Origin of the sequence: Plasticicumulans sp., from assembly GCF_035331805.1 — a bacterium.
In the GTDB taxonomy this organism is placed as follows: domain Bacteria; phylum Pseudomonadota; class Gammaproteobacteria; order Competibacterales; family Competibacteraceae; genus Plasticicumulans.
Genome location: NZ_DAOLKE010000019.1, coordinates 1 through 23,017 on the forward strand (window position 1 = coordinate 1; position 23,017 = coordinate 23,017).

Genomic DNA, 23,017 nt, shown 5'->3' on the forward strand with positions numbered 1-23,017 from the left:
GCACCGCGCGCTGGCGGTCGGCGCCGGTGCCGCGTTCGAGGATGGTGCCCAGGTGGCGGATCTCGGCCTCGCAGCCGAAGTGCGCGGCATCCTCGGCAACGAGCGCCTGCAGCTCGGCGAGCAGCTCCGGGAACGGCACGATGCAGCCGCGGCCGAAGTCGACCAGCCCTTCGGCGAGGCCGTAGCGCTGCGCGCGCCAGCGGTTCTCGTCGATCAGCATGCGCTTGTAGACGCGCCAGCGCTGGTTGTCGCGCCGCAGCCGCCAGAGCCGGCGCAGCAGGCAGCGGGTCAGTGCCGCCAGCGCCAGCGCATCGTCGAGGCGCGGGCAGACATCGGTGATGCGCATCTCCAGCGTCGGGAAGCGCGCCGACGGCCGCAGGTCCCACCAGAGCTTGGTCGCATCCTCGATCAGGCCGGCACCGACCAGCACGCGCACGTGGCGCGCGTACTCGCCCCAGCTCGCGAACGCCGGCGGCAGGCCGGTGCGCGGCATCTCGTTGAAGACGCTGACGCGGTACGAACAGAGCCCGGTGTCCTCGCCGCGCCAGAACGGCGATGAGGTGCTGAGCGCGAGCAGGTGCGGCAGGAAGTACGCGAACTGGCCCATCAGGTCGATGCGCAGGTCATCGTCGGGCAGGCCGACGTGCACGTGCATGCCGCAGATCAGCAGCCGCCGGCCGACACCCTGCAGGTCCTCGGCGATGGCGCGATAGCGGGCGCGGTCGGTCGGCTGCTGGTCGTGCCAGCGCGCGAACGGGTGCGTGGAGGCCGCGATCGGGGCGCAGCCGTGCTGCGCGGCAACCTCGGCGAGCGTCGTGCGCAGCTCCGCCAGATCGGCGCGCGCCTCGGCGAGGCTCGTGCAGGTGCGCGTGCCGACCTCGATCTGGCCGCGCAGGAACTCCGGCGTCACGCGGTCGCCGAGACGGCGGTTGCAGGCATCGAGCAGGCCCGGCGGCAGCTCGCGCGCCAGATCGCGGCTGGCGCGCTCGACGAGGAAGTATTCCTCCTCGATGCCGAGCGTGAACGGCGGTTGCGGGCCGCCCGGCATCAGTGGAACTCCGCGCGCGCGAGTTCCGGACGCGCGAGCAGCGGCGCCAGCGCATCGCCGAGCACGTCGGCCCAGTGCGCACAGCCGGCCGGATCGCCGAGCAGGTCCTGACGCAGCTCGATCAGCACGTGCGGCAGGCCGGCGGCGGCGGCGTGGGTCTCGACCGTGTAGCTCGAATCGCGCCCCGAATACGGTTCGTTGTCACCGACGCAGACGCCCTGCGCGCGCAGGGTCTCGATCAGCGGCACGGCCAGACGCGGGTCGTGGTTCCACAGCACGCCGATCTGCCAGGGCCGCGCGCCGCCGGCGCAGTTCAGGCAGGGCGTGAAGCTGTGCACGGCGACGACGACCGGCACGCGGCCGTCGCTGCGCATCTGCGCGATGCGCGCGGTGATGACCTGGTGATACGGCCAGAAGCAGGCATCGAGCCGCGCGAGCACCGCCGCCTCGTCCAGCCCCCGGTTGCCGGGCACGACGGTGCCGTCGCTGATTTCCGGGATCGAGGTCGGGTCGCCCGGCGCGCGGTTGCAGTCGATGACCAGCCGCGAAAAGCCCGACAGCACCGCCGCGGCATCGAAGCGCCCGGCCAGATGCGCGCTGACCAGCGCCGCACCGGGGTCCCAGCCGATGTGGCGCGTCAGTTCCGCCGCCGGCAGGCCGAGTCCGGCAAGCGCAGCCGGCACGGCGTGGCTGGCGTGATCACAGAGCAGCAGCAGCGGCGAGTGCGCGCCGGGATTCAGCACGCTGACCGGCAGCGGATCATCGGAACTCAGCAGGCGGGACAGGGATACGGTCATCGCGGACATTCCCGAAGGCCCTGAAGGACAGGGCGACAGCGCAAGGTTCACAGCCAGCGTAGTGAACCCTGCCCGCAGCGCCCGGTTCCGTGGCCCGACCACCCGGCGCCATTCAACGTCATTGCCCGCCATTCAACGGCCGGTAATCACCGGCGTGCGGGCGCGCTTCTACAGTTGCCGGCGACGACGGCCTGCGCATTCCGGTTCGCCGCGCGCCGTCGTCGCGCCGCATCACCACCCGGAGATAACCACATGAACCGATCCGCCTGCATCGTGCGCAGCCTCGCGCTGTCCGCCGCCCTCGCCGCCGCCGGCTGCGCGAGCGTCCAGCCGCCCGAAACCCCGGACTACCTGAAGCCGCCGGCCGACCAGAGCGCCTACCTGATGACCCGCGGCAGCGGCGATTACCTGTACGAATGCCGCGCGACCCCGGGCGCCCCGAAGGGCCACGCCTGGCAGTTCAAGGCCACCGAGGCGACGCTGAGCGACGCCGACGGCAAGCCGGTCGGCAGGATCGGCGCCGGTCCGCTGTGGACGGCCGCCGACGGCAGCCGCTTCACCGGCGTGCCGCAGGCCCGCAAGCCGGTCGAACAGGACAAGGCCGTGCCGTGGCTGCTGCTCGGCACGAAGGACAACAGCGGGGATGGCGTGTTCGGCCGCACGAAGAGCGTGCAGCGCGTCGACACCGAAGGCGGCCTGTTCCCGAACGCGCCGTGTACGCGCAGGCAGGCCGGCCAGATCGCGCGCGTGCCGTACAAGGCGACGTATTACTACTACCGCTGAACCTCCTCGTGGCCGGCGCAGTGGCGGCGGTGTGCCGCGGACCGCCGCGCCGGCGCATCTTGTCGTCAGCGGAAAATCCCTTTCATGCATTGCCGGCACCGACCCGCGGGGGCAGAGAGGAAAATGTTTGAAAAAAATCGTCTCCGCCGGGAAAAATTTTCCGAATTCCCGGCGGGATTTCCTCATTGTGCGGAAACCTTTTGCGGGAATCGCACCGGTCCCAAGGCAAACGCATCTTCTCGTCATGCGAAAAGTCAAGCAGAAGCGTGATAGCAGCTTCCCTGTAAGTTTCTGAAAACTTCGGTCCGGCGAGGTCTGGATTCCGACCAGACTTCACCAGAAACGCCTACCTCTCAGCGGCTGTTTCGCATTGCAAGAAGATGTGTTTGTCCTGCACCAGTCCTGCCGCGGACCACGGAAGCCGCAGCGGGCGGCAAGGCCATACTGTTCGAGGCCGCCCGATGACATACTCGCCGAAGAACAGCAGTTTCGGAGGCGACGATGTCGAGTCAGGACAGCCAGCGACGGACCGCGGCAATCTTCTGGAGTTTGCTGATCGGCGGGCTGGCCCTGCGGCTGATCTTCTTTGCCGGCCCGATCGGTTCTGACGATTCCAACTATTATATGTATTCCGAACAGCTGCTGAACGGCCGACTCGAAGGGTCCGCCCACCATCATGCTTCCCGGATGCTGTTCATGCTGCTGCTCGGCATTCCGACCGTGCTGAGCCACAGCCTGTATACCGGCTGCATGCTGTCGATTGCGGTGTCGATCGCCGGGGGCCTGCTCGTCTACGCATTCATGCGCCGCCACGCCTCAATGAACGCGGCGCTCGTGGCCTTCGGCATGGTCATGCTCTCGGGCACCAGCATCCTGTATGCGAGCGTGTTCGTACCGGACAATCTCACCGCCGTGCTGATGCCGGGCGCGGCGATGGCCATCTTCCACGCGATCGAAACCCCGCGGCGACGCGGCGTGTGGCTGATCGGCGCCGGCGTGCTGACCGGACTCGCCTATTCCTCGAAGGACACGGCGCTGCTGATGCTGCCGCCGCTCGTGCTGTGGATCCTGATCGGCATGCGTGACGTCGGCCTGCTGCGCCGGCTGCAGGCTGCCGCGCTGTACGGACTCGCGATGCTCGCGGTCTACCTCGCCGAAAGTGCAGCGTACTGGTGGGTCGCCGACGACTTCTTCTATCGCAGCCACGCACTGACCCAGGTCCACAACCGGACCATCGAGGCGTCCGCCGGAGCGCTCGAATTCGCCAAGGCCGGATACTGGGCGCTGCTGACGCTGCTCGTGGACTGGGCGCGCAACGGTCCGATGCTGGTCCTCGGCGCGCTCGGCGCACTCGGCGTGCTGCTCTGGAACCGGCCTCTCGCCGGTTTCGTGCTGACCGGCTTATTCGTGACGCTGTACCTGATCGTCGGCTCGTCGAGCCTCACGCGTCTGGTCCACCTGCCGATCCAGGACCGCTATCTGCTGCCGTGCATTCCATTCGCAGCCATCGCCCTCGGTCTGGCGCTTGATGCCGTCGGCCGACGCTGGCCGGGCCGGTTCGACATCACCGGCGCAGCGACCATACCCCTGCTGATCGCGCTGCTTGCGACCGGCGTGAAGTCCGCGGCAGCCGAGGCCGGGTCGATCACCTTCGCCGACTATTACCGCAATGCGGCCGACGCCATCCGCATCCTGTCCGCGAACGGCCGCCCGATCCACGTGGACAGTGTGCTGCACCATCACCTGCGCCACATGCTGCCGCCCGAACTGCACCGGCAACTCGTTGTGTTCGACGAAATGCCGTCGCTGGCTCCTGGGTATTACATGATCGTGCCGATGCTGCTGCCCGAGAGCCACGCGAGCAAGGAAACCCAGATGCAACTGGAGCGGATGTCTCCCGCACTGCCGGCCCTGATCGCAAGCATCGTCACGCAGCCGGTGGTCATGCGCATCACGACGAGCCATTTCGATGCCGGACGCTATTCGGCGACCGCGCGCGACCAGCCGCTCATGCGCGCGTACAAGGCCGCCATCGTGCATGCCGTCGGCCCCTGAACATCGATTTCCCAATGGCCGGCGCCGAATTGCGCGATGCCGGCACCGCCCCAGAACCGTTCGCCTGCCGGAGAGTTTCCCCGATCATGACGCTGCCCGTGCATTCCGAAGCCGATTACCGGATCGCCGTCCTGATTCCCTGCTACAACGAGGCCGTCACGATCGGTGAGGTCGTGACTGACTTTCGCCGCGCGCTGCCCGATGCCACGATCTACGTGTTCGACAACAACTCCGTCGACGACACGGCCGCCATCGCGCACTCGGTCGGCGCCGATGTGCGCACGGTGCGCCAGCAGGGCAAGGGCAACGTGGTGCGGCGCATGTTTGCAGACGTCGAAGCCGATCTCTACGTGATGGTCGACGGCGACGGCACCTATGACGCCGACAGCGCCGCGGCGATGGTGCGCAAGCTCATCGGGGAGCACGCGGACATGGTGGTCGGTTGCCGGCACACCGAGGAACGCTCGGCCTACCGCGCCGGACACCGCTTCGGCAACCGCCTGCTGACCGGCTGCGTCGCCATGCTGTTCGGGCGCAGCTTCACCGACATCCTGTCGGGCTACCGCGTGTTCTCGCGACGCTTCGTCAAGTCCTTCCCGGCGCTCGCCGCGGGTTTCGAGATCGAAACCGAACTGACCGTCCACGCGCTCGAACTGCGCATGCCGATCGGCGAGTTCGACACGCCGTACCGCAGCCGGCCCGCCGGCTCGACGAGCAAGCTCAGCACCTACCGGGACGGCTGGCGCATCCTGATGACGATCCTGAAGCTCATGAAGTCGGAACGGCCGCTGAGCTTCTTCGGGGCGGTCTGCGCGCTGCTGCTGCTGCTGTCCGTGGCGCTCGCCGCCCCGATCGTGCAGACCTGGCTCACGACCGGCCTGGTCCCGCGCTTCCCGACCGCGATCCTGGCGACCGGGCTCGCGCTGCTCGGCTTCCTGAGCCTCGCCTGCGGCCTCATCCTCGACACCGTCACGCGCGGGCGTCAGGAGCTCAAGCGCCTCGCCTATCTGGCCTGCGCCGCGCCGCACTGAGGCCGCGCCCGCTCAGGCGCGGACCGGCCCCGGCGGGGGCCAGGTCCGACGAGGGCCACACCGGTCGCCCGTCAGCCCGCCGCCACCGCCAAAGGCGCGCCGGGGCAGTGCGAAGCACGACACCGGTCCGCGGGAGCGGCATCAGCCGTACAGCCGCCGCTCGGCCAGCCGGTCGGCGACGAGCTGCGTCGGCAGCCCTTCGCTTTCGGCCTGCTCGAAGATCGCCGTGAGCGTCGCACCGATGCGCTCGACGCGCGCCCGCACGCCGGCGGCGTCCTCGCCGAGGCGCTCGGCGCAGACATCGATGATGCCGCCGGCGTTGATCGCGTAGTCCGGCGCGTACAGCACGCCGCGCGCGCGCAGCGCCTCGCCGTGGCGCGCCTGCGCGAGCTGGTTGTTGGCGGCACCGGCGACGATCGCGGCGCGCAGTTGCGGGATCGTCACGTCATCGAGCACGGCCCCGAGCGCGCACGGCGCGTACACGTCGACCGGCGCGGCGTGGATGCGATCGGGTGTGACCGGCTCGGCGCCGAACTCGCGCAGCGCGCGTTCGAGGTTCGGCGCCCAGACATCGCTGACGAACAGCGTCGCGCCGGCGGCATGCAGCAGCTGCGCGAGCCGGTGGCCGACGCTGCCGACGCCCTGGATCGCGACGCGCAGCCCGGCGAGATCCTCGCGCCCGAAGCGATGGCGCACGGCGGCGCGAATGCCGGTGAACACGCCGAGCGCGGTCGCCGGCGACGGATCGCCGGAGCGCACGCCGCCGTCGAGGCCGGGCTTGTCCTGCAGGCCGGTCACGTGCGCGGTCGTCTGCGCCATGAGCTGCAGGTCGGCGACCGCGGTGCCGGAATCCTCGGCGCCGACGTAGCGCCCGCCGAGGCGCTCGATCGCCTCGCCCATCGCACGCAGCAGGGCCGGCGTCTTGTCGCGGCGCGGGTCGCCGAGGATCACGCTCTTGCCGCCGCCAAGCGGCAGGCCGGCGAGCGCGGACTTGTAGCTCATGCCGCGCGCCAGGCGCAGCGCATCGTTCAGCGCCCCGGCCTCGTCGGCATACGGATACATGCGGATGCCACCGAGCGCCGGCCCGAGCCGGGTCGAGTGGATGGCGATGATCGCGTGCAGGCCGCTCGCGCGTTCGTGGCAGTGGACGACCTGTTCGTGGCCGTCGAAATCGGGATCGGTGAACACGGACATCGGGGCAGCCCTCCATCGTGCGGGGGGGTCGGAAGGACGCGCAGCCGCAGGGATCGCCCGCCGGATGCGCGTACGGCAGAAACCGTGCCGGCACCGCCTGCGGTGCGTGGCCCGGTCGAGGGGGCGCCATCAGAGCGCGGCAGCCGGCGAAAGTCACGCTGCCGTGCTGCGCGCTGGCAGCCGGGCTTGACGGCGGCCGGGCGGAACGGGGTTCAGCGCTCGACCAGCGGCTTCGCGTACTGGATCTCGGTATCCCACGGGAACTGGATCCAGGTGTCCTGCGAGACCTCGGTCACGTACAGGTCGACCTGCGGCCGGCCGAGCGGCTTGGCGTAGACCGCCGCGTACAGCGCCTCCGGAGCGTGGCGGCGCAGCAGCTGCATCGTGCGGCCGGTGTCGACCAGCTCGTCGATGACCAGCCAGCCGGCGCCGCCGGCAGCGGCCGTGAAGCCCTTCAGCAGCACCGCCTCGCCGGCCTCGGCATCGGGGCGGGCGTGGTCGTAGCTGGCGATGCAGAAGGTCTCGATCAGCCGGATGTCGAGCTCGCGGGCGATGATGCCGGCCGGGATCAGCCCGCCGCGCGTGATCGCGACGATGCCGGTGAACGGCCCGCGCTCCAGCAGCCGCCACGCGAGCTGGCGGGTGTTGCGATGCAGTTCGTCCCAGCTGACCGGGAACAGCATGCGGCGGGCTTCGGGCATGGGCGCGATCTCACGGCGCTGGAAACGACGGAGCCCGGCGACGGCGGCCGGGCTCCGCAAGACACGGCGGGCGGGCAGGCCCCGCTCAGGCGAAGGGGTCCTGCAGCACGATGGTCTCCTCGCGGTCCGGCCCGGTCGAGACGATCGCGATGGGCGCGCCGGTGAGTGCCTCCAGGCGCTTCAGGTAGGCGCGCGCCGCGGCCGGCAGGTCGGCGAGCGACTGGATGCCGAAGGTCGATTCGCTCCAGCCCGGCATCTCCTCGTAGACCGGCTCGCAGACCTCGAAGGCCTCGGCCCCGAGCGGCGGGTAGTCGACGATGCGGCCGTCGAGGTTGTAGCCGGTGCAGATCTTCAGCGTCGAGAGCCCGTCGAGCACGTCGAGCTTGGTGATGCAGAGACCCGAGACCGAGTTGTTCTGGATCGAGCGGCGCAGCGCCACGGCATCGAACCAGCCGCAGCGCCGCCGCCGGCCGGTGGTCGCGCCGAACTCGTGGCCTTTGGTGCCGAGGTGCTCGCCGACCTCGTCATCGAGTTCGGTCGGGAACGGGCCGCCACCGACGCGCGTCGAGTAGGCCTTGGTGATGCCGAGCACGTAGTCGAGATAGCGCGGCCCCATGCCGGTGCCGGTCGCGGCCCCGCCGGCCGTGGTGTTCGACGAGGTCACGAACGGATAGGTGCCGTGATCGACATCGAGCAGCGCGCCCTGCGCACCTTCGAACAGCACGTTCTCGCCGCGCGCGCCGGCCTCGGCGAGCAGCTGCGTGACATCGGCGACCATGGGCTTCAGGCGCTCGGCCATCGTCAGCGCATCATCGAGCGTCTTCTGGAAGTCGACGCGCTCGGCGTGGAAGTAGTTGGCGAGCACGAAGTTGTGGAAGTCGAGAATCTCGCCGAGCTTGGCGGCGAAGCGCTCGCGGTGAAAGAGATCGCCGAGGCGCAGCGCGCGGCGCGCGACCTTGTCCTCGTAGGCCGGGCCGATGCCGCGCCCGGTCGTGCCGATCGCGCGCGTGCCGCGTGCCTGCTCGCGGGCGCGATCGAGCGCGACGTGGTACGGCAGGATCAGCGTGCAGGCTTCCGAGAGCTTCAGCCGCCCGCTCACGTCGATGCCGGCGGCTTCGAGCTGGTCGATCTCGGCGAGCAGCGCATCGGGCGCGAGCACGACGCCGTTGCCGATCAGGCACTGCACGCCGGCGCGCAGGATGCCGGAGGGGATCAGGTGCAGCACGGTCTTCCTGCCGCCGACGACGAGCGTGTGCCCGGCGTTGTGGCCGCCCTGGAAGCGCACGACGCTGCCGGCCCGCTCGGTCAGCAGGTCGACGATCTTGCCCTTGCCTTCGTCACCCCACTGGGTGCCGATCACGACGACGTTCTTGCCCATGTTTCAGGTCCGTCAAGCAGGTATGGGGGGAGGTGAGCGGACGCGACGGCCTTCAGCCGGCGACCGGTCCGATGTCTTCGATGTGCCAGTCGCTGCCGCGGCGCACCAGCACGCGGTCGCAGCCGAGCGCGCGCGGACCGCCGTCCTCGGCTCCGGGCAGCGCGTGGATCACGCGCTCCCCGGCGTTTCGCAGTGCCGCGATGCGGGCTTCGAGTGCGGCATCGTCCTCGGCCGGCGCCCAGATCGCCGCAACGGCCGGCAGCTCGCCCTCGCCGAGTTCGAGCAGGGCCTTCAGGTCGGCCGAGAAACCGGTCGCCGGCCGGCTGCGGCCGAAGGCGCTGCCGATGCCGTCGTAGCGCCCGCCGCGCGCCACCTCCGACCCGAACTGCGGCAGGTAGGCCGCAAACACCAGGCCGGTGTGGTAGTGGTAACCGCGCAGCTCGGCGAGATCGACGTGGATCGGCAGGCCCGGGTAGCGGCGGGCGATGACGGCGGCGGTGCGGCGCAGCGCATCGAGCGCGGCGCCGACTTCCGGGCCGAGGCCGGCGAGCGCGGTGCCGGCGGCATCGAGCACCTCGATGCCGCCGTTGAGGCTCGCAAGCCGCAGGAAATGCTCGCCATGCGCCGCATCGAGCCCGGTCTCGTCGAGCCAGGCCCGGATGTCCGGCACGGACTTGCGCTGCAGCATGTCGAACAGCTCGCCTTCGGCGCGCTCATCGAGCCCGGCGTGGCGCGCCAGCGCCCGGAACAGGCCGACGTGGCCGAGATCGAGGTGCACGCCCTCGACGCGCGCCAGCCGCAGGGTTTCGAGCATCAGCGCGATGATCTCGATGTCGCTCTCCGGCCCCGCATGGCCATAAAGCTCGGCGCCGATCTGCAGCGGGCTGCGCGAGCCGCCGAAGCCGTCGCCGCGCGTGCGCAGCACCGTGCCGAGATAGCAGAGGCGGTTCGGCTGCGCCCGCGCGAGCTGGTGCGCGTCGATGCGCGCGACCTGCGGCGTCATGTCGGCGCGCACGCCGAGCAGCCGCCCGGAGAGCTGGTCGGTCAGCTTGAAGGTTTCGAGTTCGAGGTCACGGCCGAAGCCGGTCAGCAGCGCATCGAGGAACTCGATGAACGGCGGCATCACGAGTTCGTAGCCCCAGCGTCCGTACAGGTCGAGCAGGTCGCGGCGCAGGCGCTCCACGCGGCGCGCACCGGCGGGCAGGATTTCCTCGATGCCCTCCGGCAGCAGCCAGCGGTATTTGACGGTCATGCATGAAACTTCCGGTCGGGCCGGGCGCGCTCGCGCGCTCAGCGGATCCAGTACAGCACGGCGACGCCGAGCGCCATGCTCAGTGCGGCGCCGACGCGCAGCTCGCGGTCACTGAGGCTCGCGAGCCGCACCAGCGCCGTGCGCAGCGCCTGCGGACTCAGGAAGGGCACGACGCCCTCCATCACCAGCATCAGGCCGAAGGCAGACAGCAGATCATGCCACATCATGCACACCGCTGGCGCGCGGCCCCTGCGCGCGGACGGCCGCAATGCAACGGGCGGGCCTCCTTGCGAGGGCCCGCCCGTGGCGACGCGACGCGCCCGCAGCCTCAGGGCTGCGGCTTCTTGAAGTAGCGGAAGAACTCGCTGTCGGGCGACAGCACGATCACGTCGTCCTTGCTGGCGAAGCTCGCGCGGTAGGCACCGAGACTGCGGTAGAACGCGAAGAAGTCCGGGTCCTGGCCGTAGGCGTTCGCGTACAGCCCGGCGGCACGCGCATCGCCCTCGCCGCGCACGCGCTCGGCGTCGCGGTAGGCCTCGGCGAGCAGCACCGTGCTCTGGCGATCGGCATCGGCGCGGATGCGCTCGGCGGCCTCGGCGCCGCGCGAGCGGAAGTCACGCGCGACGCGCTCGCGCTCGGCGCGCATGCGCCGGAACACCGAACTCGACACGTCCGGCGGCAGGTCGATGCGCTTGATGCGCACGTCGACGACCTCGACGCCGAGATTGGCCGCCTCGCGCCGCAGCGTCGTCGACAGGATGTCCATGATCTGGCGGCGATCGCCGGCGACCACGTCCTGCACCGTGCGCTTCGAGAACTCGCTGCGCATGCTGTCCTTGGTGATCTGGTCGAGGCGCAGGTTGGCCTGCAGCGGATCGCCGGCGACCGCGGTGTAGAAGCGGGCGGTATCGGCGATGCGCCACTTCACGAACGAATCGACGATGACGTTCTTCTTCTCGGCGGTCAGGAAGCGCTCGGGTTCGGTGTCGAGCGTCTGCACGCGACCGTCGAACTTGCGCACGTTGTTGATCAGCGGCCACTTGAAGTGCAGGCCCGGCGGATAGTCGGTATCGACGATCTCGCCGAGGCGGAAGCGGATGGCCTTCTGGGCCTCGCCGACCGTGAACAGCGATGCCGACAGCAGCATCGCCGCGAGCACGCCGGCGACGGCGATCAGGATGCGGGGATTCATCAGCGGACCTCCCGGGTACGGCCGGTATCGCGAAGGCGTGCCGGATCGCTGCCGGCTGCCGCGCCGCCCGGATTGCCGTTGCCGGTATCGTGACCCGGGGCCGGCAGCAGCGTGCCGGTGGCGCCGGGCTGGCCGGAGCGCTGGAGCAGGCGATCGAGCGGCAGGTACAGCAGCGGGCTGCCGCCGTTGTCGAGGTCGATGAACACCTTGCTGCTCGCGTCGAGCACGGTTTCCATGGTTTCGAGGTACAGGCGCTGGCGCGTGAGCTGCGGCGCCTTCGAGTACTGCACGAGCAGCTGCGTGAAGCGCGCTGCCTCGCCCTCGGCCTGTGCGATCACCTGCGCCTTGTAGGCGTCGGCCTCCTGCAGCCGGCGCGCCGCCTGGCCGCGGGCCTTCGGGATGATCTCGTTGGCGTAGGCCTCGGCCTCGTTCTTCTGGCGCTGCTCGTCCTCGCGCGCCTTGATCGCGTCGCCGAAGGCCTCCTGGACTTCCTCGGGCGGCTGCGCATCCTGCAGCGCGACGCTGTTGATGCGCAGGCCCGTGTGGTACTGATCGAGCACGGCCTGCGCGAGTTCGCGGATCTGCGCGACGATGTCGGCGCGGCCCTCGGTCAGCACGAAATCCATCGAACTCCTGCCGATGACCTCGCGCGTCGCGCTCTCGACGGCCTGACGCAGCGTCGTGTCGGGATCGGCGACGCGGAACAGGTATGCGCGCGGGTCCTTGACCTGGTACTGCACGGCCAGCCGCACGTCGACGATGTTCTCGTCCTGGGTCAGCATCAGTGCTTCCTTCGGCACCGGGCGCGAGGCCGGCTGGCGGCCGCCGGAGCGGTAGCCGATCTCCTCGGAGCGCACCTGCTCGACATCGACGATGTCGACGCGCTCCAGCGGATACGGCAGGTGCCAGCGCAGGCCCGGCATCGTCGTCTCGACGTAGCGGCCGAAGCGCACGACCACGCCGCGCCGGCCTTCCTCGACGATGTAGAAACTGCCGGCCACCGCCCAGATCAGCAGCAGCGCCGCCGCGCCGGCACCGAGCAGCAGCTTGCCGCGCCCGCCACCGAAACCGCCGCTGCCGTCGTCACCGCCGTCCGCGCCGCCGCCGCCGCCGCCGCGCCGCCCGGACAGCAGTCCGGACAGGCGATCGGTCAGCTTGCGCACCACTTCGTCAAGATCCGGCGGTCCCTGATCGCGGCCACCGCCGCCCCAGGGGTCCCGGTTGTTGCCACCCGGTTCGTTCCAGGCCATGTACTCGCTCCAGCCAATGGGGACCTTGCACGGAGCAGCGCTCGCGGCCGCCGCAGCGGCCCGGCAGGCGCTCCGTGCGCATGGGGTTGTGCGTCTAGTGCACGGCCGCTTCCAGCCAGCCCTCGACCAGACCTTCCTGGCGGCAGAGCTGGCGCAGGTGCTTGCGCGAGGCACTGACCTGCAGCCGGCAGCCGCCATCGGCGCCGGCTTCCTCGCTCAGCACCGCCCCGAGGGCGAACAGCCGGGCGCGCAGCCGCGCCTGACCGGCACCGAGTTCGAGCGTGCCGCGCAGCGTGTCGGCCCGCAGCAGCTCGGCAATCGCCTGGCGCAGCTCCTGCAGCCCGCCACCGCCGGCCGCCGACAGCCAGACCGCCACCGGCAGGCCGGCATCATCACGCTCGATGCGCGGCTCGCCGTGATCGAGCAGGTCGATCTTGTTGTAGACCGGCAGCCGCGCCACGCCGGCGGCACCGATCTCGTCGAGCACCTCGATCACGGCCTTTTCCAGCTCGGCGCGCTCGGGATCGGCGGCATCGATGACGTGCAGCAGCAGGCTGGCCTCGCAGGTCTCGACCAGCGTCGAGCGGAAGGCCGCGACCAGCTCGTGCGGCAGGCGCGAGATGAAGCCGACCGTATCGGCGAGCACGACCGGCTCGACGTTCGGCAGGTCGAGCCGGCGCAGCGTCGGATCGAGCGTGGCGAACAGCTGGTCGGCCGCGTAGACGCCGGCCCCGGTCAGCGCGTTGAACAGCGTCGACTTGCCGGCATTGGTGTAGCCGACCAGCGACACGGTCGGCATGTCGGCCTTGCGCCGCGCCGCCCGCCCCTGCTCGCGCGTGCGATCGACGCGCGCGAGCCGGGACTTGATCTGGCGGATGCGTCCGGCCAGCAGCCGGCGATCGGTTTCGAGCTGGGTTTCGCCGGGACCGCGCAGGCCGATGCCGCCGCGCTGGCGTTCGAGGTGGGTCCAGCCGCGCACCAGGCGCGTGGCCAGGTGTTCGAGCTGCGCGAGCTCGACCTGCAGCTTGCCCTCGAAGCTGCGCGCACGGGTCGCGAAGATGTCGAGGATCAGCCCGGTGCGGTCGATGACCCGGCACTGCAGCAGCGCTTCGAGGTTGCGCTCCTGCGACGGCGACAGTTCGTGATCGAAGATCGCGAGTTCGGCGCCGCTTGCCGCGACCCGGTCGCGGATTTCCTCGGCCTTGCCGCTGCCGACGAAATAGCGCGCGTCCGGCGCGCGGCGTGTGCCGCTCACCTGGCCGACGATGTCGGCGCCTGCCGACTTCGCCAGCTCCTCGAACTCCGCCTGCTCCCGGGGATCGATCTGCGCGTTCAGCGCGAGGTGCACCAGCACCGCGCGCTCACCCGCGCGGGGTCGTTCGAACAAAGGCAGGGTCCTCGGTCACGCAGGGGTGCGGGGCGACGGGTTCAGGCGTCGTCGTGGCCATCGGCGCCGGCGTCCTCGGCGAGGTGCAGGCGCACGTTGCGCGCCGGCACGACGGTCGAGATCGCGTGCTTGTAGATCATCTGGCTGACGGAATTCTTCAGCAGCACGACGAACTGGTCGAAGGATTCGATCTGGCCCTGCAGCTTGATGCCGTTGACCAGATAGATCGAGACGGGGATGCGCTCCTTGCGCAAGGCGTTCAAGAACGGTTCCTGAAGCGAATGGCCCTTAGCCATGTGATGGCTCCTTGTTGTTATCGAAGTCTGGCTGTCTGTTGCCCGGGCAGGACGCAGGCTGACCGGTGATTCTTCCTGCTCAACCCGGGTGGTCCCGCAACGCACCCAAAGTGCGGAGCACCGTGTTCACGGCCGTGGCCGGCGCCAGGGGAACGGCGCCGGTCTCTCCGCGCAACCACGTCAGCTGCCTTCGGGCGTACTGGCGGGTTGCCTGGATTCCACGCTGCCGCAACTCGGTACGGTCCGTCAAGCCATCCAGATGTTCCCAGACCTGACGATAGCCGACCGCGCGCATGGCCGGCAGGCCGGGGTGCAGGTCGGCGCGCGCCCGCAGCCGCGCCACCTCCTCGATGAAACCGCAGGCCAGCATGCGATCGAAGCGCTGTTCGATGCGCGCATGCAGCAGGCCCCGATCCGCGGGCAGCAGCACGAAGTTCAGGAGCCGGTACGGGCAGCCGGCGAGGTGCTGGCGGGCGTGCCAGTCGCTGAGCGTGCGTCCGCTCAGCCGCCAGACCTCGAGCGCACGCTGCACGCGCTGCGGATCGTTCGGGTGGATGCGCGCCGCCGCCACCGGATCGATCGCCGCGAGCTGCGCGTGCAGCGCCGCGGCGCCGTGCGCTGCCAGCTCGGCATCGAGCGCGGCACGCACGCCGGCGTCGGCCTCGGGCAGTTCGGCGAGCCCCTGCGCCAGCGCCCGGAAATAGAACATCGTGCCGCCGACCAGCAGCGGCACGCGCCCGGCGGCGCGGATCTCGTCCATCGCCGCCAGCGCATCGCGCCGGAAGCGGCCGGCCGAGTAGCTTTCGGCCGGATCGACGAGATCGATCAGCCGGTGCGGCGCGCGGGCGAGGGTTCCGGCATCGGGCTTGGCGGTGCCGATGTCCATGCCGCGGTAGATCATCGCCGAATCGACGCTGACGATCTCGAACCCGCCCGGCGCCCGTTCGAGCAGCTCGATCGCGAGATCGGTCTTGCCGGAGGCGGTCGGCCCCATCAGGCAGACGGCGAGCGGACGCGGGTCGGCCGTCATGCTCAGCGCCCGCGCAGGAACAGCCGGTCGAGCTCGCCGAGACCGAGCTGCACCCAGGTCGGCCGGCCGTGGTTGCACTGGTCGCTGCGCTCGGTGGCCTCCATCGCGCGCAGCAGCGCATTCATCTCGGCCAGCGTGAGGCGCCGCCGGGCGCGCACCGAACCGTGGCAGGCCATGGTCGCCAGCAGCTCGTTGTGGCGCTCGCCGACGCGCGAACTGCTGCCGTGTTCGGCCAGATCGGCGAGCACGCCGCGCACCAGCGCCTCGATGTCGCCATCGGCAAGCAGTGCTGGCAGCTCACGCAGCAGCGCGCGGTCCGGGCCGGCCAGCACGATGCCGAGGCCGAGGCCGGCGAGCACTTCGGCGTGAGCCTCGATCGCCGCCGCTTCGCGCGCCCCGACCGCGAAGCCGAACGGCACCAGCAGCGGCTGCGTGCGCAGGCCTTCGGCCGCGTGCGCGCGCTTCAGGCGCTCGTAGGTGACGCGCTCGTGCGCGGCGTGCATGTCGACCAGCACCAGCCCGGCGGCATTCTCGGCGAGGATCCAGATGCCGTGCAGCTGCGCGAGCGCATAGCCGAGCGGCGGCACCGCAGCCGGCGGCGCGGCTGTCGCGTCCGGCTCCACCGCGGCAAGCCCGGCTTGCGCCGGTGCCGGTGCAAGCCCGTCGAGCAGGCGCGCATAGACCGCGAACGACTCGTGCGCACCGAGGGCGAGGCGGTTCTGCTGCGGCGCGGGCGCGGCCGGCGGCGGCCAGCGACCCGCATCAGGCGGGACCGGCATTTCAGGATCCGGCAGAGCGCCGGCCGCAACACCCACAGCAGCCGGAGCGCCGGCGCCGGCGCCGGCGCGCGTGTCGGCCAGCACCTCGTGCAGCGTGCGGAACAGGAAGTCATGCACCAGCCGCGCCTCGCGGAAGCGCACCTCGAACTTCTGCGGATGGGCGTTGACATCGACCAGCTGCGGGTCGAGTTCGAGCTGCAGCACGAAGGCCGGATGCCGGCCGTGGAACAGCACGTCGGCGTAGGCCTGGCGCAGCGCGTGCGCGACCAGCCGGTCGCGGACCATGCGGCCGTTGACATAGAAGAACTGCCGGTCGGCCTGCGCGCGCGCCGCCGTCGGCAGCCCGACCCAGCCGTGCAGGCGCAGGCCGGCGGCCGTGTGATCGACGTGCAGCGCCGCGCCGAGGAAATCGCTGCCGGCCAGCTCGGCGATGCGCCGCTCCTCGCCGGCGCGATCCGCCGCTGCCGGCAGGCGCAGCAGCGCCCGGCCGTTGTGGCTCAGCGTGAACGCGACCGCGGGCCGCGAGGCGGCGAGCCGGCGCACCAGCTCGTCGATATGACCGAACTCGGTGCGTTCGGCCTTCAGGAACTTGCGCCGCGCCGGCACGTTGTAGAACAGGTCGCGCACCTCGATCGCCGTGCCGCGTGCCGCCAGCGCCGCCGGCAGCGGTTCGCCGGGCTGCTCGCGGCCGTCGCCGGCGAGCTGCCAGCCGCTGGCGGCACCGTCGGTGCGCGAGGCGAGCGTCAGCCTCGATACCGCAGCGATGCTCGGCAGCGCCTCGCCGCGAAAGCCGAGGCTCGCGATCGCGTCGAGATCGGCCGCCGTGCTGATCTTGCTGGTCGAGTGGCTCGCCAGCGCCGCGGCGAGCTCCTCGCGGGTGATGCCGCAGCCGTCGTCGCGCACGCGGATCAGCCGCACGCCGCCCTGCTCGATGTCGATGTCGATGCGCGTGGCGCCGGCATCGAGGCTGTTCTCCAGCAGCTCCTTGACCACCGAGGCCGGGCGCTCGACGACCTCGCCGGCGGCGATCTGGTTGACGAGTTCGGGCGGCAGGCGACGGATCGGCATGGCGGTCTCCGGGCAGCTCCGGAAATGCCACGGGCCGGCGGATGGCCGGCCCGTGCAGGGGACGATGCGGGCAGGCGGCGGCTCAGCGCACACCCCTGGCGATGGTTTCGAGCAGCGTGCGGGCCCCGGCGGAGTTGTCCGGCGTGCCGCTGGCGTTCTGCACGATGACGAAGGTCTCGCCCCCCTGATCGGCGAGGCGCACCTGATAGCGCGTGCCGCGCGGCTGCGGCGCCGACTTCGAGCCGAACCAGCCCGAGAACCAGCCCTTGTTGTCGTCAGCCTTGCGGTTCTCGCCGGCGCGATCGACGTACTCGACGATATACAGGCCGCGGGCGCGATCCTGCTCCTCGATGCCGTAGTCACCGCCATCGAGCGCCGCACCGACGCTGCGCCAGGCGCGCGAGTAGTCCTGCGTGACGAACAGGCCCGGCACGCCGCCGAGCTCGCCCGGACGGGTCAGCGCCTTCTGCACCGGCGCGGCCTTCTGGCCGACGCCGGCCTGGGCGCGGGCGCGCTCCTCGGAAGCCCCGAGGAACACCATCAGCCGCGACAGCAGTTCGGCTTCGAGTTCCGGGTCTTCCGGGCGCGGTTCCCAGACCGTCGATTCGTTGTCGCGACCGCGGCTGACTTCCTTGGCACCGTAGTGGGTCAGGTAGACGGCCGTGCCGCTGCCGTCGCCGGTGCGTTCGAGGCGCACGCGGAACTTGTCGCGGGTCGGAGCCGAGTACGCGAAGTCGAGCGCCTTCGAGATCAGCGCGCGGATGGCATCCTGCGGGATGTCGGCGCGGTTCTCGGCCCAGTCGGTCTCCAGCAGGCCGATGCGCGGATCGTCACGCTTGAGCAGGAAGCCGTTGCTGGTCCAGAACTCGCGCACCTTCGGCCAGACCTTGTCGGCCGGCGCGTCGACCACCAGCCAGCGCTGCTCGCCCTGACGCTCGATGCGCATGCCCTCGGGCTGCAGCAGCACCGATTCGGTCTTGACCAGCCGCGGCGCCGTGCCGGCGGCAGTGCTCGCAACGGCTCCGCCGGCCACGCCGCGTTCGCGGTTGTAGTCGGAGAGGTTCGCCTGCCGGCCCGGGTTCAGCTCCGGCACCTTCAGCGTGTCATCGATCGTCGAGCTGGTCAGGTCCGGCGGCAGTTCCAGCGTCGGCGCCTCGCGGGCCTGGCGGTAATCGGGGCGACGGTCGGGAATCAGGCTGCCGCTCGGGGAGGAGCAGGCGGCGAGCAGGGCCAGCGTCGTGCCGGCGGCAGCGACGCGCAGCGGGGTATGGAGCTTGGGCATGGGGCGAGGGTTCGTCGGCGGCGGACGGGATGTTCAGAGCACGTGGGCCTGACGCATCGCGTCGAGCACGGCTTCGTGACAGGACTCCGACAGCGGCGTCAGCGGCAGGCGGATGCCGGACGGGATCAGCCCCAGGCGCTGCAGCGCCCACTTGGCCGGAATCGGATTGGATTCGATGAACAACTGCTTGTGCAGGCCGGTCAGGTCGGCGTTGATCGCCTCGGCGCTGGCGGCGTCGCCGGCGAGCGCAGCCTTGCACATCTCGTGCATCGCGCGCGGCGCGACGTTGGCGGTCACCGAGATCACGCCGCGGAAACCGGCGAGGATGCTCGCGCAGCCGAGGTCATCGTCACCGCTGTAGAGGTCGATGCGCCCGGCGCAGCGCGCGATCAGCTCGCGGTTGCGCTCCAGCGAGCCGCTCGCCTCCTTGAGGCCGACGATGTTCGGGATGTCGGCCAGACGCGCGACGGTCTCGGGCTTCATGTCGCAGGCGGTGCGCCCGGGCACGTTGTAGAGGATCTGCGGGATCGGCACGGCCTCGGCGATCGCGCGGTAGTGCCGGTACAGGCCTTCCTGGGTCGGCTTGTTGTAGTACGGGGTCACCAGCAGGCAGGCGTCGGCACCGGCCTCCATGGCCAGCCGGGTCAGCTCGATCGCCTCGCGCGTCGAATTGGCGCCGGTGCCGGCGATCACCGGCACGCGCCCGGCCACCTGCTTCACGACGCGGCGCACGACCTCGATGTGCTCGGGCACGTCGAGCGTCGCCGATTCACCGGTGGTGCCGACCGCGACCAGCGCGTCGGTGCCGTTCTCGATGTGGAACTCGACGAGGCGTGCGAGCGCATCGAAGTCGAGGGCGCCGTCCGCCGACATCGGCGTGACCAGCGCGACCATGCTGCCGTGGAACATGTCCGGGAACCCCGCAAGGAAAATGTGCGGCATGGTACGTGCCGCCGGTGCCGGTCACAAGCGCCGGCCGGAACGCGGCTTGCACACCCCCGGCGAGCCGCTACACTGCCCCGTCCGCCTCATCGCACCCCAGTCCACTACCCCCGACGCATGCGCGCCCCCGTGAAGAACTATCTCGTCATCAACGTGCTCGGTGAGGATCGCCCGGGTCTGCTGCTCGACCTGTCGCGCATCATCCTCGACTGCGGCTGCAGCATCCAGGACAGCTACATCACGGTGTTCGGCCTCGAATGCGTGGCGATGCTGCTGGTGCACGGCAACTGGAACACGCTCGCGAAGCTCGAAACCCAGCTCAAGCGCGCCGAGGAGGAACATGGCCTGACGATCACGATCAAGCGCACCGGCCCGCGCAAGATCTCGCAGGACGCCCTGCCGTACAGCGTCGAGGTCATCGCGCTGGAGGCGCCGGGCATCGTCAATCACCTCGCGGCCTTCTTCGCCTCGCGCAGCATCAACATCGAGGAGCTCTCGACGCGCAGCTACTCGGCCCCGCACACCGGCAGCCCGATGTACTCGGTGAACATGGCGATCGGCATCCCGGCCAGCCTGCACGTGGCGCTGCTGCGCGAGGAATTCCTCGACTACTGCGACGAGCTGAACCTCGACGCGGTCATGGAACCGGTCAAGGGCTGAAGGCGATGGAACGCACCGGCATCGGCCAGACCGTGGCACCGTTCACCGCCGCCGCGACCGGCGGCGAAACCGTCGACTCGGCGGCGCTGCGCGGACGCTGGCTGCTGCTGTACTTCTATCCGAAGGACGCGACCCCCGGCTGCACCAGCGAGGGCCGCGACTTCCGCGAGCTGCACCCGGAATTCCTCGCCGCCGGCGCCGTCCTCTATGGTGTCTCGCGCGATTCGCTGGCGAGTCACGAGAAATTCCGCGCGAAGGAAGGCTTCCCGTTCGCGCTGATCTCGGACCCCGACGAAACCCTCTGCCGGCTGTTCGACGTGATCCGGCCGAAGAAGCTCTACGGCAAGGACGTGATCGGCATCGAGCGCAGCAGCTTCCTGATCGATCCCGACGGCGTGCTGCGCCGCGAATGGCGCAAGCTCAGGGTCGAGGGCCACGCCCGCGCCGTGCTCGCTGCGCTGCGCGAAGAACTCGCCGCCACCGGCTGAGGTCTGCCCGCGCGATCCTTCATCCGGTCGCGGAGTCCTGCCCATGCTGACGCACGAGCGCGAGCACGTGCTGGCCGGTCATCGCTGGCGTTTCCAGCGGGCCGGCGGTTACGACCATGTCTGTCTCGATACCGGCGCCGACCTCGTCGCGCTGCCGACGCTGGACCAGAAGCTCTGGGCCGCGCTCGCCTGCCCGACGCGCGGCGTCGAGTTCGACGCGCGCACGCTCGACCTGATCGACACCGACGCCGACGGCCGCATCCGCGCGCCGGAAGTGCTCGCCGCCGTCGACTGGGCGCTCGCACGGCTGCGCGACCCCGACACCCTGCTCGCCGGCGGCGAGGCACTGGCGCTGGGCGCGATCGACACGCGCCACGAGGACGGCCCCGACAGCGGCCGGCTGATCCACGCCTGCGCGTGCGAGGTGCTGCGCCAGCTCGGGCGCGCCGAAGCCGGCACGATCGAGCTCGACGATGTCGCCGACACGCACCGGCTGTACGCGACGATCCCGTTCAACGGCGACGGCGTGATCACCGCAGCCGCCGCCGGCGATGACGAAGCCCTGCGCGCCGCGCTGCTCGACGTGCTGCAGGTCTGCGGCGGCGTCCCGGATCGCAGCGGCGTCGACGGCATCGACCGCGAGCGCCTGCAGGGCTGCTTCGCCGCCCTCGATGCGCTCGCCGCCTGGCGCGACGACGGCGGCAGCGGACCGGTACGCCCGCTCGGGGCCGACACCGCCGCCGCGGCCGAGGCGCTCGCCGCCGTGCAGGCCAAGATCGATGACTACTTCCTGCGCTGCCGGCTCGCCGCCTGGGATGCCGCGCTGCTCGACGCGCTGCAGCAGGATGCCGGCGAGCGCACGCTCGCCGAGGCGCTGAAGCCGGTGCGTGATGCCGAGGCGCTCGCGGCGCTGCCGCTCGATCGCGCCGCCCCCGGACGCCCGCTCGATTTCGGGGCGGCGCTGAACCCGGCCTGGCTCGGACGGCTGCAGGCGCTGCGCGCGCAGGTGCTGCAGCCGCTGCTCGGCGACGACCGCTCGCTCGACGAGAGCCACTGGGAAGCCCTGAAGGCGCGCTTCGCACCGTGGTTCGCGTGGCAGGCCGCGCAGCCGCATGACGGCCCCGCCACCCGGCTGGCGGCGCTGCCGGCCGAGGCGCTCGCGCGGCTGCGCGATCCGGACCTCCGCGCGCGCCTGCAGGCGCTGGTCGAGCGCGACGAGGCGCTGTCCGGCCAGTTCGCGGCGCTCGCGGCGCTGGAGCGACTGATCCGCTACCGGCGCGACCTGCACCGGCTGCTCGACAACTTCGTGTCCCTGCGCGAGTTCTACCTGCGCCGCCACCGCGCGATCTTCCAGATCGGCACGCTGTATCTCGACGGGCGCAGCTGCGAGCTCTGCATCCGCGTCGGCGACATCGCCCGCCATGCGCTGCTCGCCGCCGCCGGCAACGTCTGCCTCGTCTATTGCGACTGCCGCCGGCAAGAGCCCGGCAGCGGCGAAACCCGCCAGCAGGCCATCGCCGCGGCGCTGACCGACGGCGAGGTCGACGAGCTGGCCGAGGGTCGCAACGGCGTGTTCTACGACCGCGCCGGGCTCGACTGGGATGCGAGCGTCGTCAAGATCGTGCGCAACCCGGTCAGCCTGCGGCAGGCGTTCTGGTCGCCGTACCGGCGCTTCGGGCAGTTCCTGAGCACGCAGATCGAGAAGTTCGCGAACGCCCGCGCGCAGGACATCGACCGGCAACTGGCCGGCAGCATCGGGCCGGCTGCGGCCCCGGCAGCGGCGAATACGGCTGCGCCCGCCCCCGCAGCGCCCGCACCGGCCCGCATCGGCGGCTTCGACATCGCGCGCTTCGCCGGCATCTTCGCCGCGCTCGGCCTGGCGCTCGGCGCGATCGGCACGGCGATCGCGTCGGTGGTCACCGGCCTGCTGGCGCTCAGCCCCTGGCAGCTGCCGCTGGTGTTCGCCGGCGTCGTGCTGGCGATCTCCGGGCCGTCGCTGCTGATGGCCTGGCTGAAGCTGCGCCAGCGCAGCCTCGGACCGCTGCTCGATGCCACCGGCTGGGCGATCAATGCCCGCGCCCGGCTCGGGCCGCGCTTCGGCCGCTCGCTGACCGCGCTGCCGAAGCTGCCGGCGCACGCCGAGCGCCTGCGCAGCGATCCGTTCGCCGAGCGCACCCCGGTGCTGCGCATCGGGCTGCTGCTCCTGCTGCTCGGGGTGCTCGCCGTCGGCGGCTGGCGCGCCGGCTGGTACGACGCGGCGCTGCTCGACCTGCGCCGCTGGGTGCTCGCGCACACGCCGAAACCGGCCGCCGCAACCGTGCCCGCGCCTGCGCCCCCGGCCGCCCCTGCCCGGGCGCCACGCTCGTGCTACCATCCCACGGTAGCCCGTTCCGGAATATCGGGC

21 protein-coding genes are annotated in these 23,017 nt (G+C 71.0%); 6 read left to right on the forward strand and 15 right to left on the reverse strand.

The window, feature by feature from the left end; all coding sequences use genetic code 11:
* Together PKE44_RS02880 and PKE44_RS02885 are read right to left on the reverse strand one after the other, a co-directional pair.
* Positions 1-1,048: carboxylate-amine ligase (locus PKE44_RS02880; protein ID WP_324548161.1), on the reverse strand; the 1,048-nt coding region annotated here is incomplete at its 3' end.
* The gene (locus PKE44_RS02885; RefSeq protein ID WP_324548162.1) at positions 1,048-1,845 is read right to left on the reverse strand and encodes an N-formylglutamate amidohydrolase; all 798 of its coding nucleotides are present in this window, start codon (positions 1,843-1,845) and stop codon (positions 1,048-1,050) included. The genes PKE44_RS02885 and PKE44_RS02880, both read right to left, overlap by 1 nt.
* A gap of 252 nt (positions 1,846-2,097) precedes the next feature.
* Between PKE44_RS02885 and PKE44_RS02890 the strand changes: the two genes are divergently transcribed.
* From PKE44_RS02890 to PKE44_RS02900, 3 genes are all read left to right on the forward strand, one after another.
* On the forward strand, positions 2,098-2,628 hold the full coding sequence (locus PKE44_RS02890; RefSeq protein ID WP_324548163.1) for a DUF3455 domain-containing protein: 531 nt from the start codon (positions 2,098-2,100) through the stop codon (positions 2,626-2,628).
* Positions 2,629-3,129: 501 nt separating this feature from the next.
* Complete coding sequence (locus PKE44_RS02895) at positions 3,130-4,683, forward strand: glycosyltransferase family 39 protein (RefSeq protein WP_324548164.1); 1,554 nt, start codon at positions 3,130-3,132, stop codon at positions 4,681-4,683.
* Between the two features lie 86 nt (positions 4,684-4,769).
* On the forward strand, positions 4,770-5,714 hold the full coding sequence (locus PKE44_RS02900; protein WP_324548165.1) for a glycosyltransferase: 945 nt from the start codon (positions 4,770-4,772) through the stop codon (positions 5,712-5,714).
* A 141-nt stretch (positions 5,715-5,855) separates the two neighbouring features.
* On the opposite strand, the gene PKE44_RS02905 is transcribed toward PKE44_RS02900, so the two are convergent.
* The 13 genes from PKE44_RS02905 to dapA form a co-directional block, all read right to left on the reverse strand.
* Positions 5,856-6,908 (reverse strand): Glu/Leu/Phe/Val dehydrogenase, encoded by a 1,053-nt coding sequence (locus tag PKE44_RS02905; RefSeq protein WP_324548166.1) that lies wholly within the window; start codon positions 6,906-6,908, stop codon positions 5,856-5,858.
* Positions 6,909-7,120: 212 nt separating this feature from the next.
* Positions 7,121-7,609, reverse strand: a complete 489-nt coding sequence (gene gpt / locus PKE44_RS02910; RefSeq protein WP_324548167.1) for a xanthine phosphoribosyltransferase — start codon at positions 7,607-7,609, stop codon at positions 7,121-7,123.
* 85 nt (positions 7,610-7,694) lie between these two features.
* Positions 7,695-8,987, reverse strand: coding sequence for an adenylosuccinate synthase (locus tag PKE44_RS02915; protein ID WP_324548168.1), 1,293 nt, complete (start codon positions 8,985-8,987; stop codon positions 7,695-7,697).
* Between the two features lie 52 nt (positions 8,988-9,039).
* Positions 9,040-10,239, reverse strand: a complete 1,200-nt coding sequence (locus PKE44_RS02920) for an ATP phosphoribosyltransferase regulatory subunit (RefSeq protein WP_324548170.1) — start codon at positions 10,237-10,239, stop codon at positions 9,040-9,042.
* 38 nt (positions 10,240-10,277) lie between these two features.
* Positions 10,278-10,463: a DUF2065 domain-containing protein gene (locus PKE44_RS02925; protein ID WP_324548171.1), complete on the reverse strand. Its 186-nt coding sequence runs from the start codon at positions 10,461-10,463 to the stop codon at positions 10,278-10,280.
* A gap of 104 nt (positions 10,464-10,567) precedes the next feature.
* Positions 10,568-11,431, reverse strand: a complete 864-nt coding sequence (gene hflC, locus PKE44_RS02930) for a protease modulator HflC (RefSeq protein ID WP_324548172.1) — start codon at positions 11,429-11,431, stop codon at positions 10,568-10,570.
* Positions 11,431-12,681, reverse strand: coding sequence for an FtsH protease activity modulator HflK (gene hflK / locus PKE44_RS02935; RefSeq protein ID WP_324548173.1), 1,251 nt, complete (start codon positions 12,679-12,681; stop codon positions 11,431-11,433). Before hflK ends, hflC begins: the two co-directional genes overlap by 1 nt.
* A 94-nt stretch (positions 12,682-12,775) precedes the next feature.
* Positions 12,776-14,068 carry a ribosome rescue GTPase HflX gene (hflX, locus tag PKE44_RS02940; RefSeq protein WP_324548174.1) on the reverse strand — a complete coding sequence of 431 codons (1,293 nt, stop codon included), beginning with the start codon at positions 14,066-14,068 and terminating at the stop codon, positions 12,776-12,778.
* 41 nt (positions 14,069-14,109) lie between these two features.
* On the reverse strand, positions 14,110-14,364 hold the full coding sequence (hfq, locus tag PKE44_RS02945) for an RNA chaperone Hfq (protein ID WP_324548175.1): 255 nt from the start codon (positions 14,362-14,364) through the stop codon (positions 14,110-14,112).
* Between the two features lie 79 nt (positions 14,365-14,443).
* Positions 14,444-15,394 (reverse strand): tRNA (adenosine(37)-N6)-dimethylallyltransferase MiaA, encoded by a 951-nt coding sequence (gene miaA, locus PKE44_RS02950; protein ID WP_324548176.1) that lies wholly within the window; start codon positions 15,392-15,394, stop codon positions 14,444-14,446.
* A gap of 2 nt (positions 15,395-15,396) precedes the next feature.
* Positions 15,397-17,241 (reverse strand): DNA mismatch repair endonuclease MutL, encoded by a 1,845-nt coding sequence (gene mutL, locus PKE44_RS02955; RefSeq protein WP_324548177.1) that lies wholly within the window; start codon positions 17,239-17,241, stop codon positions 15,397-15,399.
* A gap of 82 nt (positions 17,242-17,323) precedes the next feature.
* A complete protein-coding gene (gene bamC, locus PKE44_RS02960; RefSeq protein ID WP_324548178.1) occupies positions 17,324-18,523 on the reverse strand; it encodes an outer membrane protein assembly factor BamC in 1,200 nt (399 codons plus the stop codon).
* Positions 18,524-18,556: 33 nt separating this feature from the next.
* The gene (gene dapA / locus PKE44_RS02965; protein ID WP_324548179.1) at positions 18,557-19,432 is read right to left on the reverse strand and encodes a 4-hydroxy-tetrahydrodipicolinate synthase; all 876 of its coding nucleotides are present in this window, start codon (positions 19,430-19,432) and stop codon (positions 18,557-18,559) included.
* 162 nt (positions 19,433-19,594) lie between these two features.
* Here dapA and PKE44_RS02970 point away from each other — a divergent pair, with 162 nt between their 5' ends.
* The 3 genes from PKE44_RS02970 to PKE44_RS02980 all read left to right on the forward strand — a co-directional run.
* Positions 19,595-20,125, forward strand: a complete 531-nt coding sequence (locus PKE44_RS02970; protein ID WP_324548180.1) for a glycine cleavage system protein R — start codon at positions 19,595-19,597, stop codon at positions 20,123-20,125.
* A gap of 5 nt (positions 20,126-20,130) precedes the next feature.
* Positions 20,131-20,613, forward strand: coding sequence for a peroxiredoxin (locus tag PKE44_RS02975; protein ID WP_324548181.1), 483 nt, complete (start codon positions 20,131-20,133; stop codon positions 20,611-20,613).
* Between the two features lie 43 nt (positions 20,614-20,656).
* Positions 20,657-23,017, forward strand: a 2,361-nt coding sequence (locus PKE44_RS02980) for a hypothetical protein (protein WP_324548182.1), incomplete at its 3' end; no start/stop codon positions are given.

Coding starts and splice junctions, on each gene's coding strand:
- PKE44_RS02885 (WP_324548162.1), bottom strand. CDS start 1,845: ATGACCGTATCCCTGTCCCGCCTGCTGAGTTCCGATGATCCGCTGCCG.
- PKE44_RS02890 (WP_324548163.1), top strand. CDS start 2,098: ATGAACCGATCCGCCTGCATCGTGCGCAGCCTCGCGCTGTCCGCCGCC.
- PKE44_RS02895 (WP_324548164.1), top strand. CDS start 3,130: ATGTCGAGTCAGGACAGCCAGCGACGGACCGCGGCAATCTTCTGGAGT.
- PKE44_RS02900 (WP_324548165.1), top strand. CDS start 4,770: ATGACGCTGCCCGTGCATTCCGAAGCCGATTACCGGATCGCCGTCCTG.
- PKE44_RS02905 (WP_324548166.1), bottom strand. CDS start 6,908: ATGTCCGTGTTCACCGATCCCGATTTCGACGGCCACGAACAGGTCGTC.
- gpt (WP_324548167.1), bottom strand. CDS start 7,609: ATGCCCGAAGCCCGCCGCATGCTGTTCCCGGTCAGCTGGGACGAACTG.
- PKE44_RS02915 (WP_324548168.1), bottom strand. CDS start 8,987: ATGGGCAAGAACGTCGTCGTGATCGGCACCCAGTGGGGTGACGAAGGC.
- PKE44_RS02920 (WP_324548170.1), bottom strand. CDS start 10,239: ATGACCGTCAAATACCGCTGGCTGCTGCCGGAGGGCATCGAGGAAATC.
- PKE44_RS02925 (WP_324548171.1), bottom strand. CDS start 10,463: ATGTGGCATGATCTGCTGTCTGCCTTCGGCCTGATGCTGGTGATGGAG.
- hflC (WP_324548172.1), bottom strand. CDS start 11,431: ATGAATCCCCGCATCCTGATCGCCGTCGCCGGCGTGCTCGCGGCGATG.
- hflK (WP_324548173.1), bottom strand. CDS start 12,681: ATGGCCTGGAACGAACCGGGTGGCAACAACCGGGACCCCTGGGGCGGC.
- hfq (WP_324548175.1), bottom strand. CDS start 14,364: ATGGCTAAGGGCCATTCGCTTCAGGAACCGTTCTTGAACGCCTTGCGC.
- miaA (WP_324548176.1), bottom strand. CDS start 15,394: ATGACGGCCGACCCGCGTCCGCTCGCCGTCTGCCTGATGGGGCCGACC.
- mutL (WP_324548177.1), bottom strand. CDS start 17,241: ATGCCGATCCGTCGCCTGCCGCCCGAACTCGTCAACCAGATCGCCGCC.
- bamC (WP_324548178.1), bottom strand. CDS start 18,523: ATGCCCAAGCTCCATACCCCGCTGCGCGTCGCTGCCGCCGGCACGACG.
- dapA (WP_324548179.1), bottom strand. CDS start 19,432: ATGTTCCACGGCAGCATGGTCGCGCTGGTCACGCCGATGTCGGCGGAC.
- PKE44_RS02975 (WP_324548181.1), top strand. CDS start 20,131: ATGGAACGCACCGGCATCGGCCAGACCGTGGCACCGTTCACCGCCGCC.